15 protein-coding genes are annotated in these 14,329 nt (G+C 42.1%); 3 read left to right on the top strand and 12 right to left on the bottom strand.

Annotated elements, in window-relative coordinates; all coding sequences use genetic code 11:
* Window positions 1-103 precede the first annotated feature (103 nt).
* From V7L07_RS01675 to V7L07_RS01620, 12 genes are all read right to left on the bottom strand, one after another.
* Complete coding sequence (locus tag V7L07_RS01675; protein WP_335054469.1) at window positions 104-703, bottom strand: alpha-ketoglutarate-dependent dioxygenase AlkB family protein; 600 nt, start codon at window positions 701-703, stop codon at window positions 104-106.
* 69 nt (window positions 704-772) lie between these two features.
* On the bottom strand, window positions 773-1,051 hold the full coding sequence (locus V7L07_RS01670) for a hypothetical protein (RefSeq protein ID WP_335054467.1): 279 nt from the start codon (window positions 1,049-1,051) through the stop codon (window positions 773-775).
* Window positions 1,052-1,076: 25 nt separating this feature from the next.
* Window positions 1,077-1,901, bottom strand: a complete 825-nt coding sequence (locus V7L07_RS01665) for a KilA-N domain-containing protein (protein ID WP_335054465.1) — start codon at window positions 1,899-1,901, stop codon at window positions 1,077-1,079.
* A gap of 34 nt (window positions 1,902-1,935) precedes the next feature.
* Window positions 1,936-2,394, bottom strand: a complete 459-nt coding sequence (locus V7L07_RS01660; RefSeq protein ID WP_335054463.1) for a DUF1392 domain-containing protein — start codon at window positions 2,392-2,394, stop codon at window positions 1,936-1,938.
* Window positions 2,391-2,789, bottom strand: coding sequence for a helix-turn-helix domain-containing protein (locus V7L07_RS01655; protein ID WP_335054461.1), 399 nt, complete (start codon window positions 2,787-2,789; stop codon window positions 2,391-2,393). The genes V7L07_RS01660 and V7L07_RS01655 overlap by 4 nt, the downstream gene beginning before the upstream one ends.
* Window positions 2,786-3,016 (bottom strand): hypothetical protein, encoded by a 231-nt coding sequence (locus tag V7L07_RS01650; RefSeq protein WP_335054459.1) that lies wholly within the window; start codon window positions 3,014-3,016, stop codon window positions 2,786-2,788. Before V7L07_RS01650 ends, V7L07_RS01655 begins: the two co-directional genes overlap by 4 nt.
* A 97-nt stretch (window positions 3,017-3,113) precedes the next feature.
* Window positions 3,114-3,965: a hypothetical protein gene (locus tag V7L07_RS01645; protein ID WP_335054457.1), complete on the bottom strand. Its 852-nt coding sequence runs from the start codon at window positions 3,963-3,965 to the stop codon at window positions 3,114-3,116.
* A 126-nt stretch (window positions 3,966-4,091) separates the two neighbouring features.
* A complete protein-coding gene (locus V7L07_RS01640) occupies window positions 4,092-4,481 on the bottom strand; it encodes a hypothetical protein (protein ID WP_256875348.1) in 390 nt (129 codons plus the stop codon).
* A gap of 25 nt (window positions 4,482-4,506) precedes the next feature.
* On the bottom strand, window positions 4,507-4,707 hold the full coding sequence (locus V7L07_RS01635; protein WP_335054453.1) for a hypothetical protein: 201 nt from the start codon (window positions 4,705-4,707) through the stop codon (window positions 4,507-4,509).
* Window positions 4,700-5,026: a hypothetical protein gene (locus V7L07_RS01630; RefSeq protein ID WP_334768701.1), complete on the bottom strand. Its 327-nt coding sequence runs from the start codon at window positions 5,024-5,026 to the stop codon at window positions 4,700-4,702. The genes V7L07_RS01635 and V7L07_RS01630 overlap by 8 nt, the downstream gene beginning before the upstream one ends.
* 187 nt (window positions 5,027-5,213) lie before the next feature.
* Window positions 5,214-5,630, bottom strand: a complete 417-nt coding sequence (locus tag V7L07_RS01625) for a hypothetical protein (protein ID WP_335054451.1) — start codon at window positions 5,628-5,630, stop codon at window positions 5,214-5,216.
* 31 nt (window positions 5,631-5,661) lie between these two features.
* Window positions 5,662-6,066 carry a hypothetical protein gene (locus tag V7L07_RS01620; RefSeq protein WP_335054449.1) on the bottom strand — a complete coding sequence of 135 codons (405 nt, stop codon included), beginning with the start codon at window positions 6,064-6,066 and terminating at the stop codon, window positions 5,662-5,664.
* Between the two features lie 238 nt (window positions 6,067-6,304).
* On the opposite strand from V7L07_RS01620, the gene V7L07_RS01615 reads away from it, so the two are divergent.
* From V7L07_RS01615 to V7L07_RS01605, 3 genes are all read left to right on the top strand, one after another.
* The gene (locus tag V7L07_RS01615) at window positions 6,305-6,682 is read left to right on the top strand and encodes a helix-turn-helix domain-containing protein (RefSeq protein ID WP_335054447.1); all 378 of its coding nucleotides are present in this window, start codon (window positions 6,305-6,307) and stop codon (window positions 6,680-6,682) included.
* A gap of 1,437 nt (window positions 6,683-8,119) precedes the next feature.
* Window positions 8,120-9,844 (top strand): ShlB/FhaC/HecB family hemolysin secretion/activation protein, encoded by a 1,725-nt coding sequence (locus V7L07_RS01610; RefSeq protein ID WP_335054445.1) that lies wholly within the window; start codon window positions 8,120-8,122, stop codon window positions 9,842-9,844.
* 441 nt (window positions 9,845-10,285) lie between these two features.
* Window positions 10,286-14,329, top strand: a complete 4,044-nt coding sequence (locus V7L07_RS01605; RefSeq protein ID WP_335054443.1) for a two-partner secretion domain-containing protein — start codon at window positions 10,286-10,288, stop codon at window positions 14,327-14,329.

Raw genomic sequence — 14,329 nt, 5'->3', positions numbered from 1 at the left:
TGTTTTGTGTTTTTTTCGTCCTATTGACTGCTTTTTAACCGGATTAAATAGTACAAATGAACCAATAAGCTGTCATTCTACATGATCGCTGGACTTGTCAGAATCATCTCCCGCCTCCGGTGTGTGGTCGAAACGTCAGATTAATACGTGTACTAACCACTTTATTGGTCTTGGGAACTTGATGAAGGTGAGTTGATTGACAACCGGGGTGCATGATCAACAAACTCCCGTGTTCCAGCCAGAAGTCAGTAGGTTTGCCATTTCTCGGTTTGATTTGAAACTTGCGACATGACCCTAAGCTGACTGATGCGATACCTGGATTTATACCCATCGATTGTTCATTGTCTGCGTGCCAGCCGATGCTGTCCTGTCCACTGCGGTATTGGTTGCCGATGACGATACGAAACTTGTAGCCAGTTAGCGCAGTGATTCTGTCCCGCAAGCTAGACAGAGCTTCTGTCCACCATAGTGGTTTCAAAAACACGCTGTTTGAGTAAAGATAATCACATCCGGCATCACCATAAATACATTCAAGGCGCGGGACGGGCATAGTTTTACCCGCAATTCTGATTTGATTTTGCTGCCACTCCAGTTTCAAGCAGTGTTGGTAAAGTTCGTTTGCAAGTTCTTGGCTTAAGAAATCGGGATAGTAAGTAATGGGTAAAACTGGGGTTGATTCAGAGAAGAGTGTGAGTTGTTGCATGGTAGTTTTCTGCAATTAAAGAACGTGTGCTGAAGCAGTTGCTGTTAGTTCTATTTGGTGGAGAATACTTCACATTTCTTGAGATACTTGCTCCCAATACTCAGTAACAAAATCATGCGCTTGCTGTAACACTTGAGGAAGTAAAAATAACGGGACTTCCCAAGCCGCAATTACACTACCAGCGAAACATTCGGCAAGTTCAACCCGAATACAGTCTGGTAAATTGCTCTCTAAAAACTTGAGCGAATGATCTTCGTTATCTGGTAGCTGAACAAAAAAATAATCGTCGTGCATAATATCAGCAACAAGACCATATTTTTCTGCCAAGGTTTTTCGTAGACTGTTCATAATTGTTGTTGAGTTACGTAGGGAATTATTGAGAGATAACTTTTACTATTTCGGGCAACCAGCGCAGTTGAAAAACAGTTTGATTTGAAGATTTGGCGACTGCGGGAACCATCCGTCCCCATTGCTTACCAGATTCAGTAGGACGATAGGGAATTTTCTTGTCATCAGTTCTGTATTGCAGTCCCGAATTTAGTAAGCAGTGGTTAACAGCCCGTGCAGACATTCCAACTACCTCACCAATTTGTGTTGGATTTAGAAATGCGTCCTCTGCAACATTGGTTTGAGCGATGGCTGCGCCAACGCCAAGGGCGAACGCAGTTTTTAATTCATCTGCTGCTGGCTTAAGTGCAGGGTTAACTTTAGTGGCGGCATTAACTGCTAACTGGGCGGTGAGGGATTTTTCTAGTCCTGCAAATTCCCCCAACATCATCGCTAGCTGTGCAGCTTCATGGGACGGAGCTAATGTATGTGGTGGTTCTTGCTGTAATACTTGCTCTACTTGCGTTGAGAGCATCACTTTCATTAAAGTTCTGTTGGCCCAGATGCGGAATTCAACAGAAACCCACCGAGCTAAATCAATGGCGATTTCTGGGTGAATCCAAGTGCTTTGTTCGCTTCCGTATCCCTGGATATCTATCACCAATAACGATATGAGGATCTTCATATCGTTAGAAAGTGCTTGCAAATACTGCTTTGTAGACTTGAGCTTTGTGTAATCAGCTAAGAATTTCCCGTTAGCTTTGCACATTTGACTTGCATTCACGTAGCCCTTGGGTACAGCATATTTACCTATTTCCCCATCTTGAGGCATTTGATTAATTTCTGAGTCGTGCCAAAAATGTGTCAACATGATTCATTCCCTGGGTATTGAACAAATAATTGATTCAGGCATTCACACGCACCAAACTTTTCTCACCAACTAATGAGAAACGATTCGATATAGTTGGTGTATTAATTAACGTTGGCGACATCAATTCAACAAGGTAAAACCAAGAATTATGCACCAGTGCAATCCCTAAAATCAGCCGTTGTTTTGTTCCCTTGTCGTGAGAACAGAGGATCACTCTTTCACCCAGAACAAAAGCAGGTTTTTGCACTTTGATGGCTTCTAATTCTCCAGTTGCAATGATTTGGTTTTGTGCAGCGTGGAGTATTTCTTTACCGCAATCAATTGAATAAATCCAACATTCGTGTTTCCATTGCATACCGCAGCAGTAACCGAATGTTCTCGTGGTTCTGAGGTATACCCTCTCCAGTAAATTAACTGCAACAGGTGGAATTGTTTGTCCCCAAGGTGGAGAGAGATACCAGCTTGTTTGAAGTGCATTAATATGGTCAATCATGCTTGTCTCCCTAATAGGTAATTGATCGCTTCGGTATCAAGAGCAGCAATACGTTTTTTAATTGATTGAGGTGGGTTATCAAAAAACTGTTTTAAATCCCATTTCCGAATTTGGTAATGTCTGGCAGAGCGTCTTGTAGCTTTGAGCCATCCTCTTTTTACCCACCTTGTAACAGTTGAGAAATTCAATTGAAGAACTTGAGCAATTTCTTGACAGCTATAATTATCAAGAGTGGGACGGGCTGAATAACCTAAGTTGTTTAACTTCAGGTAAATTGCAACTGGTGTGCGTTGATATCCTCGCCTTTTTAGGATTGAAGCTATTTGTTTGACTGTATAGACTTCAGCTTTCGCCTCAATAATTGCAAGTTCTTCATCAGTCCATTTGATACTCATAATCTCACCTCTGATATTGATGCAGATTTAGTAGAAGAATGTTCTTTGACAATCCGAGCGCTGATAGATTCAAAATCTACTTGGAAGATGTTCATATCTGTGGACATTTCCCCTGTGTTGTAGCGGTCTACAATGTGCTGTTTAATTGCGGATTGGTTCAGCCCATCAGGGATATCAATGTGTGCTTCACTAATGATTTTTTCGACTACTGTAACGATGACTCTCATGGGTAATTCCTCTGATGTTGAGAATTCAGGAGTCAGGAGTCAGAAATCAGAATAATTCTGAATCCTGAATTCTGACTTCTGACTTCTGACTTTTGATTTACACTGCTCCAGCTTTTGCATTTTGCAACTGTTGCATCCATGCGTTGATTGCTGTTAACTCATCTGCACCGCTAGCAACAGCATCAACAACTTGATTTTGATATGAAGACTCAGCATGATTGGGATGGTTGCACTTGTCTGCTGCCCAAGCCAAACACATTGTTTTCACCAGTTCATTAATCTTGCTAGTATGAAGTTGACTTGGACGGTCAACATCCTGAAATTGCAACCACTCTCTGACTAAATCAAGTGGATAATCAAGCAAGGTGCGGATATTTTTGATTCGTAGGTCAAGTGTATGTACTGGTTGAGGAACTACGCTAAGTTTGGGTGGAGCTACTTGGGTTTCTGCTACAGATGGAATAGTTAATGATGTGCCACCTAAGCGAGATTGAATGTCATTAATGAGAGTTCCCCAATCAGCATTTTTATTCCATTCTCTTTCAATTCTGGTTTTAGTTACTGCATCATATAGATTGCAGAAAACCGTATTTTGTTCACCAGCATTAGCAGCAATAATCAGTGGCTTAGAAAAATCCTGTACACCTGATGCAGCCAAGAGAAAGCTTTTGGTGAAGTTTGTTTCAACACCACTTCTAATGACATAAACTTCATCAGCACTCACTACAATGTCCAGCTTGAGATTATCCTTGCCTTTGAACTCTTTAGTCGTAAATCGCAGTTCAGACAGATAGCCAGTTAATGCTCTTTGGGAAACAGGAATGGTTTTATCCCTGTCAATATCGTAGTGATACCACAGGTAAGATTCTCCACCTAACTCGGCGTTTTTGACATATAGATAAATCGGTTCAGGAGGGTTGCATAAACCTAGTTTGATTTCAGTAACCATGTTTTACCTCGGTTAAAGTTTCATTGATTGATGTTCTGTGTGCAATAATGGGAATTCTGTAGCGGGAGAAAAACTTCCGTGCGTTCATCTGAGTAAGCGGCACTCATTCAGGTGAACGCTTTTGTATTAAATTGAAAGTTCTCGATTACGCTCTAGCTCCCATTCCAGATAAGTGAGTGCAGTTTGAGCATCAGCAATGTTTAAATCTGGGCTATATCCCTCGTCCAACAGTTTTTTGTAGTCTGGGTGCGTAGCAATAAGGGACATCAGAGTTTGAGCTTGTTCAAGTAATGGGTAGAGATTGGGGTTAGACATTTCAATGCCAAGCCTGGAACATAAATCTTCCACTTTCACACCCCTGATTCCTGGCTCAATCTCGGTTTCTAACTCTTCAAGCAGAGATTGGAAATTCGGGTGTTCATCGTTAATTTCAATCTCAAATAAATCTGCACTTTTCGTAACGACAGTTGCCCAAGCAGGTAAAGTTTGTGGAATCGTCTTAGCGTAAAGTTTCATGATTGTGTCCTCTGGGATTAATAACCTAAAAATCCTCGGCAATCTCCAACAAAAAACCGCTTCCCGTGTTCTGTACTTGCACCAGTTCTTTATCCAGCAGTGTTTGAATAACTGAATCTGAGAATTGGAATTGCAAACGGTGCAGAGGCACACAACCACCACAAAACTGAAGCACACGCAGCAAATGATTGGCTCTACGGTCAAAATTGTTTGTAGAATTAGCCATTGTTTGCACCTTGAGTTAATACGGTTAACTGTCGGTTGAGAATGCTTATTTGTTGTTGATAAAAGTCAATCTCTGCGGTAATTTGCGTGAACAATTCCTGTGGAGATAGCGGTTGGATTTGATTCTCTTGCAAGTACGATATCTCGTCAGAATTTTTATTAGGCATCAGTACATAGCGCCATCCTTCATCAAATTGTTCAGCCAACTCTGTACCATTCGGGTAGTAATAAAGTCCCAGGATGATGCCCTGTTGTGTACGCTGTTCCAAGTTAAAGCGAGGGTAGGGCCAGTGTTGAGGGATCGAGATTGTGGGTTGCATATATGAATAGGTGAATGAAGGGAAAATGAGAGAAGAATTCAGGAGTCAGAATTCAGAAGTCAGAATTTCGGGAAGAGGTGGGAAAAAGAGGAGGAAGAAAGGAAGGCAGATTTTATTAACTTCTCCACCCTGCTCTTTGTTTCTTTAATCACTCCTGACTCCTGACTCCTGACTCCTGGATTCTGAATTACGCTGTGACTAACTCCGTTCTCTCCAGCAGCCGTTGCAATTTATCGCCAGTTAGCTGTTCTAACGGCTGATCTAAAAAATATTCATCAAAAATGGATTTACCATCAGTAGACACGTCCACCATCGACAATGAGCGCACAGCATCAAGCACCGAGTTAGAATACTGCTGCTGGACTGAATAACGCCTCTTCACCCACCAGTTCCCGTCAGTGCATCCGACTTGCCCCAGTTTCACGCCGTTGTTGTTATAAATGCCATCATCGAGAATTTCAAACCCGTAATTTTGGCACTCGTTGAAGATATGCGCCATGATTTGGTTTTCGGTAGAAGAGGAAGGCATGGGGGCAGAGGCGCAGAGGGGCAGAGGAGAAAGTTGTTGTAGGTTTCTCCCCTCTGCACCCCTGCTCCCCTGCACCTCTGCTTTCTCCTGCACAGGTAATGAACCGTCAGCGAGCGCAACGCATTAGAGTGTTGGCACGGAATACTTCTTTGTCGTTTATCATCACTACCCAAGGCTGGGTTAGATGGTTGTCGTCATGGCTGATGCTGGCTACCAGTTTGTCATCAGCGTAATATTCGTGATGGTCAAACGAGATTTCGACTATTGTGAGGGGTTCGGGAGCTACAGCTTGGGCTTGGTCAGCGATGTAGTTGTGGAGTTCGGCTTGGGCTGTGGCTTGGTTGTCAACTTTCTGAAGCTGGGTGGATTGGTGGGTGATGATTGCGTTTACCCAGGTGTCAGCCGCTCTTTTGTCCCCGGTGGGTGTAACGCCTAATTCGGCAGCGATTCTTTTGAGTCGAGGTAGGTTATAGCGGCAAAGGGCTTGCTGTGTGTAGGTTGGATGGGACATAATAAGATTTCCTGTAAAAAGGGTCAAAGGGCGATCGCTTCCAATTTGCGAGAGAGGGGTGATCGCCTTTTGCTAACTATAAATATAGCAAGGTCGCTATATTTATGTCAAGCTTGTATATTAATTACTTTCCTTGCTATATTAAAATGAATCACTTGAAGTAAAAAGCAAGCTAGCTATAAAAGCATTAGTGGAGGAAACTATGAGAGTAAGGACAAGAATAAAAGACTCTCAAAAAATGATTCGTTGGCGGCTTAGGATATTAATGGCAGAAAAAAAAATCAGTAACAAAGAGCTTGCTGAACTTTCGGGTATTCACCCAACCTCTATCTCAAAATTAAAAAATGCCGATGAGATTGAACAGATCAGTGGGAGAGTTTTAAACAGTCTATGCAACGGTTTGACAAAGGCATATCTTGCTACGGGTGATAACCGCGTCATTACACCGGGAGATTTGTTTGACTATACTTTTGATCATGATGGTGATCCTACGACTGCTGAAATTCAGCCAACAGCAGTAGAAAAAGCTGAGAATGAGCGATTACCTAGTTCTGGTAAATCAGCTAAAACTAATACTCAGGTAGTATGGTTAACGCCTAATAAGGAGGCATCATAAGTATTTTTCCTCCTAAGCATACTTGAGCTAGAAGAGGTGGATAAATGAATACCCCACCCCATAAGCGTAAAAAATGCAACAAAAGCACATATAACTTTAATCACCAGCGATGGTAGGAAGTTGCGATCGCTCTTAAAGATCATCGAAGTCGCTTAAAGTTGCTGGGTCGAGTTCAGGATAATCGTGCTTAAAACGTGTTCATCAGCTTATGGCGGGTTTACTACGGGCAACAGTGTTTATATAAAGATTTCATGAAGTTGATTGTTTGTTCGAGCAAAAATGTTGTCAGCTTATATGTAAATTAACTTATGTATGTTTCAGGACGATCTTATCTCACAAAATTATTTTTTGTATCAGAAGAAATTACGTTTTTGTTGAAAATAAAACTAAATTTCATAATATATCGAATTTTTGATAAATAAATCAAATACATCTGTGCAAAGAATAAATCTTTGATTATGAATATTTTAAAATGTATTAGCTTTTAGAAGAAGTTATATATTGAAGATTTGGTAAATAAGTTTACTTGAATGAGGAATAGTGATAAATAAATAACTAATTGTATTGACTCAATCAATAAACAAGGCTTAAAGAGATTAATTGAAATAGGAATTTAGTTTGAGGGATGTGGACTAACGGCTAGGTTGGCTAATGCTAGCAGACAGTGGAGTGATCTCAAAAATACCAAAATAGGCTTGAAACATCATTAGTGGTAGTATTTTATGGAATCGAGCTTTGTGAATTTTTAGCATTGTAAAGATTGTAAATAGTAAGATTCATCAAGCCCTTATCTTTAGTAATGGGGAAACATCAGTACTGTCATTGGACTAAAAAAATTGATACATCTTGTATTTCATGAGGACTAAAGATAAGCCAGATAAAGGAGTTAGATTTAATTCATTGAAAAGTTTAAAGTTAACCCCATAATCTAGTTAGTCCAGTTGGACAACTGCAAGATTGAAAACTAGTCACTCTTTCAATCAAGGATTTGCATGTCTTTTTATCGATTTATAAAAAATATTCAAGAACACATGGCTTCTGTAAATAAACAATCCGATAGTTTTTCTAAAATCTGCATAAATAGCTAAAAATCAGCAGATAAGACATTAGTAAGAGTACCAAGCTAAAAGCTGTTGAGCTTAGAGGTTGTTTGAAAAGCGTTTCACTGTGACTTTAGGCACTTTTAGATCTCCCCTAACCCCAGCAGGGCTGTTTCATTCCCTAAAAGACGCTAATTTACAAGCGTTTCAAGCAAACAAATCAGGTGATTAAGAAAATCTGATTGAACAAGGAAATGGTGAAGCCTTGCCGAAGGCTTCGCCAACGCACTTATATTTACTCGTTGAGGTGGTAACTTGTCTTTAATATGTATTGCTAATGGTTAGTAAAATTCGTCTATTCTGGCTTGGGTTAAGTCTGCTTGGCTTCAGCAGTCTAATGAACAGGCCACTCAGTGCCCAAACTATCAATTCTGCTCAAGTTCCTACCCTGCCGAATTCTGGAAACCCCCTGCCACCCTTACAGGATGTCCTCCCCATACCCCTACCAAGGAATCCCACCCTCCCAACTCCGCCGATCTCACCCCAACCGCCCCCTTCATCTCCAATTCTTCAACCCAGCACCCCAGTAACTCCGCCCTCGGCACCCATCTCAGGGGATGTTCCAGGCACAATTACAGTCAACCGATTTGAGATCATCGGGAGTACAGTATTCACATCCCAAGATTTTGAGCAAATTACCAAAGATTACATTAACCATCCCATCTCTCTGGCAGAACTGTTTGAGGTACGAACCAAGATCACTAAACTCTATTTTGATCAGGGCTACATTACCTCTGGGGCCTATATTCCACCCCAGGATTTAGAAGGTGGAGTGGTCAAAATTCAAATTAGTGAAGGGGGAGTGGAAGAGATCAAAGTTACGGGAACTCGGCATCTCAATCCAGGCTATGTCCGCAGTCGTGTAGCACTAGCCATAAGCAAACCCCTGAATCAAAAGCGTTTGGTTGAAGCTCTCAAGCTTCTGCGACTCAAAGATGATCGGTTGATCAAGAATATTTCAGCCGAACTGTCTACGGGGACACAGCCTGGTGAAAGTTTACTGGAGATTCAAGTGACCGAAGCTCCCATTTGGGAGGCTCAACTCACTCTCGATAACGGACGCACACCCAGTGTGGGTACTTTTCGTCGCCAACTGCAACTGACCAATTTTGACCTCCTGGGCTTGGGCGATAGCCTAGTTATGGTCTATACCAATACTGATGGTAGCAATTCCTTTGATACCAGCTATACCATTCCCTTCAATGCCCGTAATGGAACGATTACATTAAGTGGCGGTTTTGCCTCTAGCAATGTCATCGAGAAACCGTTTGATATCCTCGATATCAACTCTAATTCCAATTATGTTGAACTAACGGTGCGGCAACCGATTATCCAAACTACAACTCAGGAGTTTGCTCTTGGATTGACGGGCAGCTACCGCGAAAGTGGAGCAACGCTGCTGGGAGGCGATATCCCTTTCCCATCGCCGGGAGCCGATGCTGGGGGAACAACCCGCATTACAGCCTTGCGCTTTTTTCAAGATTACACAATCCAGAATAGTCAACAAGTGCTGGCTCTTCGTTCTCAGTTCAGTTTTGGATTAGGCAGTTTAGATGCTTTGGATACTACGTCCAATACTCCTGAAGGCAACTTTTTTGCCTGGAGAGGGCAGGCACAATATGTCCGGTTGTTGGCTGAAGATACATTGCTACTGCTGCGAGGAGATATCCAACTGGCTAACAAACCTCTGGTTCCTTTAGAACAATTTGGGCTAGGAGGACAGGAAAGCGTCCGGGGTTATCGACAAGACTTATTACTTACAGATAGTGGACTCTTTCTGTCTGCTGAAGCCAGAATTCCCATCTTTAGAATTCGCAATCCGAAGATAGTTTTGCAACTCACTCCCTTTGTAGACTTTGGTTACGGCTTCAACCAAGGGACTACCGCCAATCCTTCCCCGAATGATTTAGTTTCGGTTGGTTCAGGGTTGTTGCTTAATATGAGCGATCGCCTCACGGCTCGATTTGATTGGGGTATACCTCTAATTAGCGTTTCTGGGGACAAAGAAACATTGCAAGAGCAGGGGTTTAATTTTTCCTTAAGCTATAAACAGCCGTTCTGATATCTATGAAGAAATAATGTTAGCAAATAAGGAGAATTATTAATTATTCATGCGTTAACATCTGAACAAAAATTTCTTTGATAAATTTATATTACATCAGAGAAAGTCAGATTTTCCGACAAACTTAGTATCATAGATTTGTTTCGTAATTTTCAGAAATGAATAGTCTAGGTTGCTTGTAGCGTAACACTTTTATGAAAACTTTTTATCTATTATGGGAGATAAATTAAATGGTAAAATGCTTTTTAAAATAGGCTTATAGGATTGTAGTTGTATTTTTCTTTTTCCAGATTTACAGAATAGAGATATCTAATGGGAAACTAAAATTATGTACCTCAAAATCAGGATAACCTTCTTGATTTTTACATCTTGATGTTAATTTAACTTAAAGATTTCCACAGAAAAATCATGATAAATTTAGGCAACATTTTCTATCTGCCGATGAAAAGCAAAATACTTCCAATCTGGATAATTGGCAGCCTTACTTTTGGAGTTCTGACAAGTACTACTACTGTTCAGGCTCAGATCATCCCTGATGCGACGCTGCCGGTGAATTCGAGCGTCACACCTGGATGCAAAGTTTGCACCATCACGGGCGGCACCGAGCGGGGCGTGAACCTATACCACAGCTTCCAAGAGTTTTCCATACCCACGGGCGGGGAAGCTTATTTCAACAATGCCCTTAAGATTCAAAACATCCTGACTCGCGTGACAGGCTCCTCTTTCTCCAATATTGATGGCTTAATTCGAGCGAATGGTATCGCTAACCTATATCTGCTCAACCCAAATGGGATTGTGTTTGGCCCCAACGCCAGTCTGAATATTGGCGGTTCGTTTGTGGCGACAACATCAGGGAGTCTGAAGTTACCAGATGGCAGTGAGTTTAGTGCTACCGATCCCCAGGCTCCGCCGTTGTTGGCAGTGAATTTAGTGCCAGGGGTGCAGTTTGGGGCGAGACCACCGGGATCAACGATTACGAATGCGGGTAATTTAGCAGTGACACAGGGGCAGAACCTGACGCTGTTGGGTGGGACAACAACGAGTACAGGAACGCTGACAGCACCGGGAGGTACTGTGCAGGTGTTAGGCGATCGCGTTGCGCTGTTAGACAATGCCCGTGTAGATGTGTCTAGCCCTACAGGGGGTGGGACGGTGTTGATTGGTGGAGACTACAAAGGACAGGGGACGGTTCCGAATGCGGCTCAAACTTATGTCAGTCCCAATGCAGTCATTAATGCAAATGCCAAAACTGAGGGGAATGGTGGCAAGGTAATTGTCTGGGCTGATGGCACAAATCGCTTTTATGGAAATATTAGTGCCAATGGAGGAACTCAGGCTGGGGATGGTGGATTTGTAGAGGTTAGCGGAGCAAAAAATCTCACCTTTCAGGGATTTGTGGATACTTCAGCAATTGTTGGTAAAACTGGAACATTGCTGCTCGACCCAACTAATATCACGATAGTTCCTGGGACTGACCCTAATCCACCCAATGCTGCGGATGGGATATGGAGTTCTACGGAAGACCCTGGCGGTCAGACGATTGGGGCAGATGTAATTGCTACTCTCCTTGCTAATAGCTCCCTTACCTTGCAAGCGACTAATAATATTGATGTTAAAGCTCGAGTTTCCGCTACAACGTCCAATAATTTAACTCTTCAAGCAGAGAATATTTCTATTGATAGGAATGATCCTGCCAATCCCACATCTAATTACATTTATATATTTGCACCCAATGGGAGTAAAGGTGGTAACATTACGCTCAACGCAAATTCTTTACTATCTCTAAAAAATGAAGCACAAGTTAATACCTTCCTCCAAAGTTCTACCAGTGAAAAAACAATAGCTGGAGACATCATTGTTACTGCGAAAAACATGACAATCGAGGGGCCGACAGATGGAAAAGGGGGAATCACTGGAATCTTTAGCACAGTAGGTAATGGAGCAGGAGCAGCTAGTAGAGCAAGTGATTTAGGCACAGGAGGCAATATCAAGATTACTATTTCTGGTGGATCATTAAAGATAATCGGTCACAATGATCTAGGAAATAAAAATGGCGGTGATGCAGGAATCGCTGCTAAAACTTTTGGAACTGGAAATGCTGGAACCATTAATATTGAAACTGGTACCCTTGAGGTTAGTAATGGTGGCTTTATAGATAACAGTACTACAAACAATGGAAATGCAGGTGCAATCAATATCACAGCACAAACCATAAAGTTAACTAATGACAATCAAGATCGTCGCGCTATACAAAGTGTTGTGCAACGTCCCCCAACGGTAAATAGTATTCCCACAAAGGGGAACGGTGGTAATGTTAACATTACAACTAATTCGCTTTCGATGTCGAATGCTGCAATTTCCACTGAAATGCAAGTTGACACAACTGGATTAGGGGGAAATTCAGGGAAAGCTGGAGACATTCATATTCAGAGTATGGATGCAAGTGGCATTATCCAATTAACTAATGGAGCGCAACTAATTTCCAGCACCTCTGGACTAGGTGATGGGGGAAGAATAAGTATTTCTGGTGACTCACGTGATATTCCTTTTAGTACATTGACTGTAGAAAAAAGTTCTATAAATTCAGAACCAAATAAACTCACATCTATACAAACTCAGGTTAATGGAGGTGGAAATGGAAAAGCAGGTAATATAAATATTGTTACTAATAATGCAGTCACCTTTGACAATGGTTTTACCTTTAGCACTATTGAAAAAGATGCAAGCGGAAACGGCGGCATCATCGACATTAACACTGGGACATTAACGGTAAAAGGCGGCGCTCAACTGCAAACCTTGATTCGTGGAACAGGAGACGCAGGTAAGATAAGAATTAATGCCTCTCAAGCTACTATATTTGATGGTTTTGGTAGCAGTGTATTTAGTAGTATTCAAGAAGGTGCAAGCGGAAACGGCGGTATTATCGACATTAAAACTGGGACACTGGCCTTACAAGACCAAGCTAGAATTACAACAACAAATTCTGGTTCCGATAGTAGTAAGCTTGCAGGGGATATATTTATTGATGTCCGCGATCAAGTCTTGATCCAAGGTAAAAGCGAAGTCTCCAGCACGGGTAATAATGGAAGGATTTTTATTGGAACCAATTTGAATTCTAATGGTTCAACTACGCAAGGCTCGTTAAGTTCTTTTAAGCTGCTGGATAACTCTAAAATTACAACCGATGACTCTCCTGATTCCACGCCTAATACAGATAGTAAAATTCTGGCAGGGGATATATTTATTAATGCCCGCGAACAAGTCTTGCTCCAAGATAATAGCGAAGTCTCTAGCAAGGGTAATAATGGACGAATCTTTATTGGAACCAATTTGAATTCTGATAATGTATCAACTACCCAAGGCTCACTAAGTTCTTTGACGCTGCTGAATAACTCTAAAATTACAACCAATGACTCTCCTGATTCCACGAAACCTAATACAAATAGTAAAATTCTGGCAGGGGATATATTTATTAATGCCCCCGAACAAGTCTTACTCCAAGATAAAAGCGAAGTCTCTAGTCAGGGTAATTTTGGACGAATTTTTATTGGAGCCAATTTGAATTCTGATAATGTATCAACTACCCAAGGCTCACTAAGTTCTTTGACGCTGCTGAATAACTCTACAATTACAACCAATGACTCTCCTGATTCCACAAATACTGGCATTAAGGCTGGGAATATCGTCATTAATGCCCGCGATCGCATCACTCTTAAAAATTCTTCAGTGACTGCTACTAGCATAAACGGTAATGGGGGCAACATCACGATTGATCCCGATATTTTGCTGCTACGTGGTGGCAGTCAGATTTCTACCACTTCAGGTACACAAGAGTCTGGTGGTGGCAATGGTGGAAACATCAATATTACAGCAGGCTTTTTGGTTGGAGTCTTGTCCGAAAATAGTGACATTGTAGCGAATGCTTTCACCGGTAAAGGTGGCCAAGTTACCATCAACGCCAACAGAGTTTTGGGCTTTCTTCAGGCTCCGCCGGGTATTTTAAATACTCGCTTCAGTGACATCGCTGCTAGTTCACAGCTTGGCATTAATGGGGTAGTTGTTCTCAACACCTTGACCCTTGACCCCAGCCAGGGACTTGGAGAACTCAACCTACTACCAATCGATACTTCAAGACTCATCGCTCAGGGTTGTGCCACTGGTAAACGGTTTACCTTGAATGAAAATAAATTTGTGGTTACAGGTCGTAGTGGCATTCCCGCCAGTCCAGAAGATATCTTCCGCAGTTCCCGCGTACTCACGGAGTTAGGAACCCCCACAGTCACAAATAATGTTGCCAACAGCCCTGCTACCCCTGGTACTACCGCCCCCCCCATCTCACCTCGCGCCATGATCGAGGCTCAAGGATGGATTGTTGCCCCTAATGGCAAGATTCGCCTAGTTGCCCAATCCAGCAATCCGACTGCATCAAACCTCCAGCAGAACCCCATCACTTGCCCAGCCGATTCCAGCCCCATGAAGCCCTAA

The sequence above is a fragment of the Nostoc sp. genome, assembly GCF_036916985.1.
In the GTDB taxonomy this organism is placed as follows: Bacteria; Cyanobacteriota; Cyanobacteriia; order Cyanobacteriales; family Nostocaceae; genus Nostoc.
Note: the sequence above shows the minus strand (reverse complement) of the source record. Positions and strands in the feature narration are given on the sequence as shown.

Bases quoted from the DNA above. Each gene is read 5' to 3' on its own strand.
- V7L07_RS01675 (WP_335054469.1), bottom strand. From the start codon at position 703: ATGCAACAACTCACACTCTTCTCTGAATCAACCCCAGTTTTACCCATT.
- V7L07_RS01670 (WP_335054467.1), bottom strand. From the start codon at position 1,051: ATGAACAGTCTACGAAAAACCTTGGCAGAAAAATATGGTCTTGTTGCT.
- V7L07_RS01665 (WP_335054465.1), bottom strand. From the start codon at position 1,901: ATGTTGACACATTTTTGGCACGACTCAGAAATTAATCAAATGCCTCAA.
- V7L07_RS01660 (WP_335054463.1), bottom strand. From the start codon at position 2,394: ATGATTGACCATATTAATGCACTTCAAACAAGCTGGTATCTCTCTCCA.
- V7L07_RS01655 (WP_335054461.1), bottom strand. From the start codon at position 2,789: ATGAGTATCAAATGGACTGATGAAGAACTTGCAATTATTGAGGCGAAA.
- V7L07_RS01650 (WP_335054459.1), bottom strand. From the start codon at position 3,016: ATGAGAGTCATCGTTACAGTAGTCGAAAAAATCATTAGTGAAGCACAC.
- V7L07_RS01645 (WP_335054457.1), bottom strand. From the start codon at position 3,965: ATGGTTACTGAAATCAAACTAGGTTTATGCAACCCTCCTGAACCGATT.
- V7L07_RS01640 (WP_256875348.1), bottom strand. From the start codon at position 4,481: ATGAAACTTTACGCTAAGACGATTCCACAAACTTTACCTGCTTGGGCA.
- V7L07_RS01635 (WP_335054453.1), bottom strand. From the start codon at position 4,707: ATGGCTAATTCTACAAACAATTTTGACCGTAGAGCCAATCATTTGCTG.
- V7L07_RS01630 (WP_334768701.1), bottom strand. From the start codon at position 5,026: ATGCAACCCACAATCTCGATCCCTCAACACTGGCCCTACCCTCGCTTT.
- V7L07_RS01620 (WP_335054449.1), bottom strand. From the start codon at position 6,066: ATGTCCCATCCAACCTACACACAGCAAGCCCTTTGCCGCTATAACCTA.
- V7L07_RS01615 (WP_335054447.1), top strand. From the start codon at position 6,305: ATGATTCGTTGGCGGCTTAGGATATTAATGGCAGAAAAAAAAATCAGT.
- V7L07_RS01610 (WP_335054445.1), top strand. From the start codon at position 8,120: ATGAACAGGCCACTCAGTGCCCAAACTATCAATTCTGCTCAAGTTCCT.
- V7L07_RS01605 (WP_335054443.1), top strand. From the start codon at position 10,286: ATGAAAAGCAAAATACTTCCAATCTGGATAATTGGCAGCCTTACTTTT.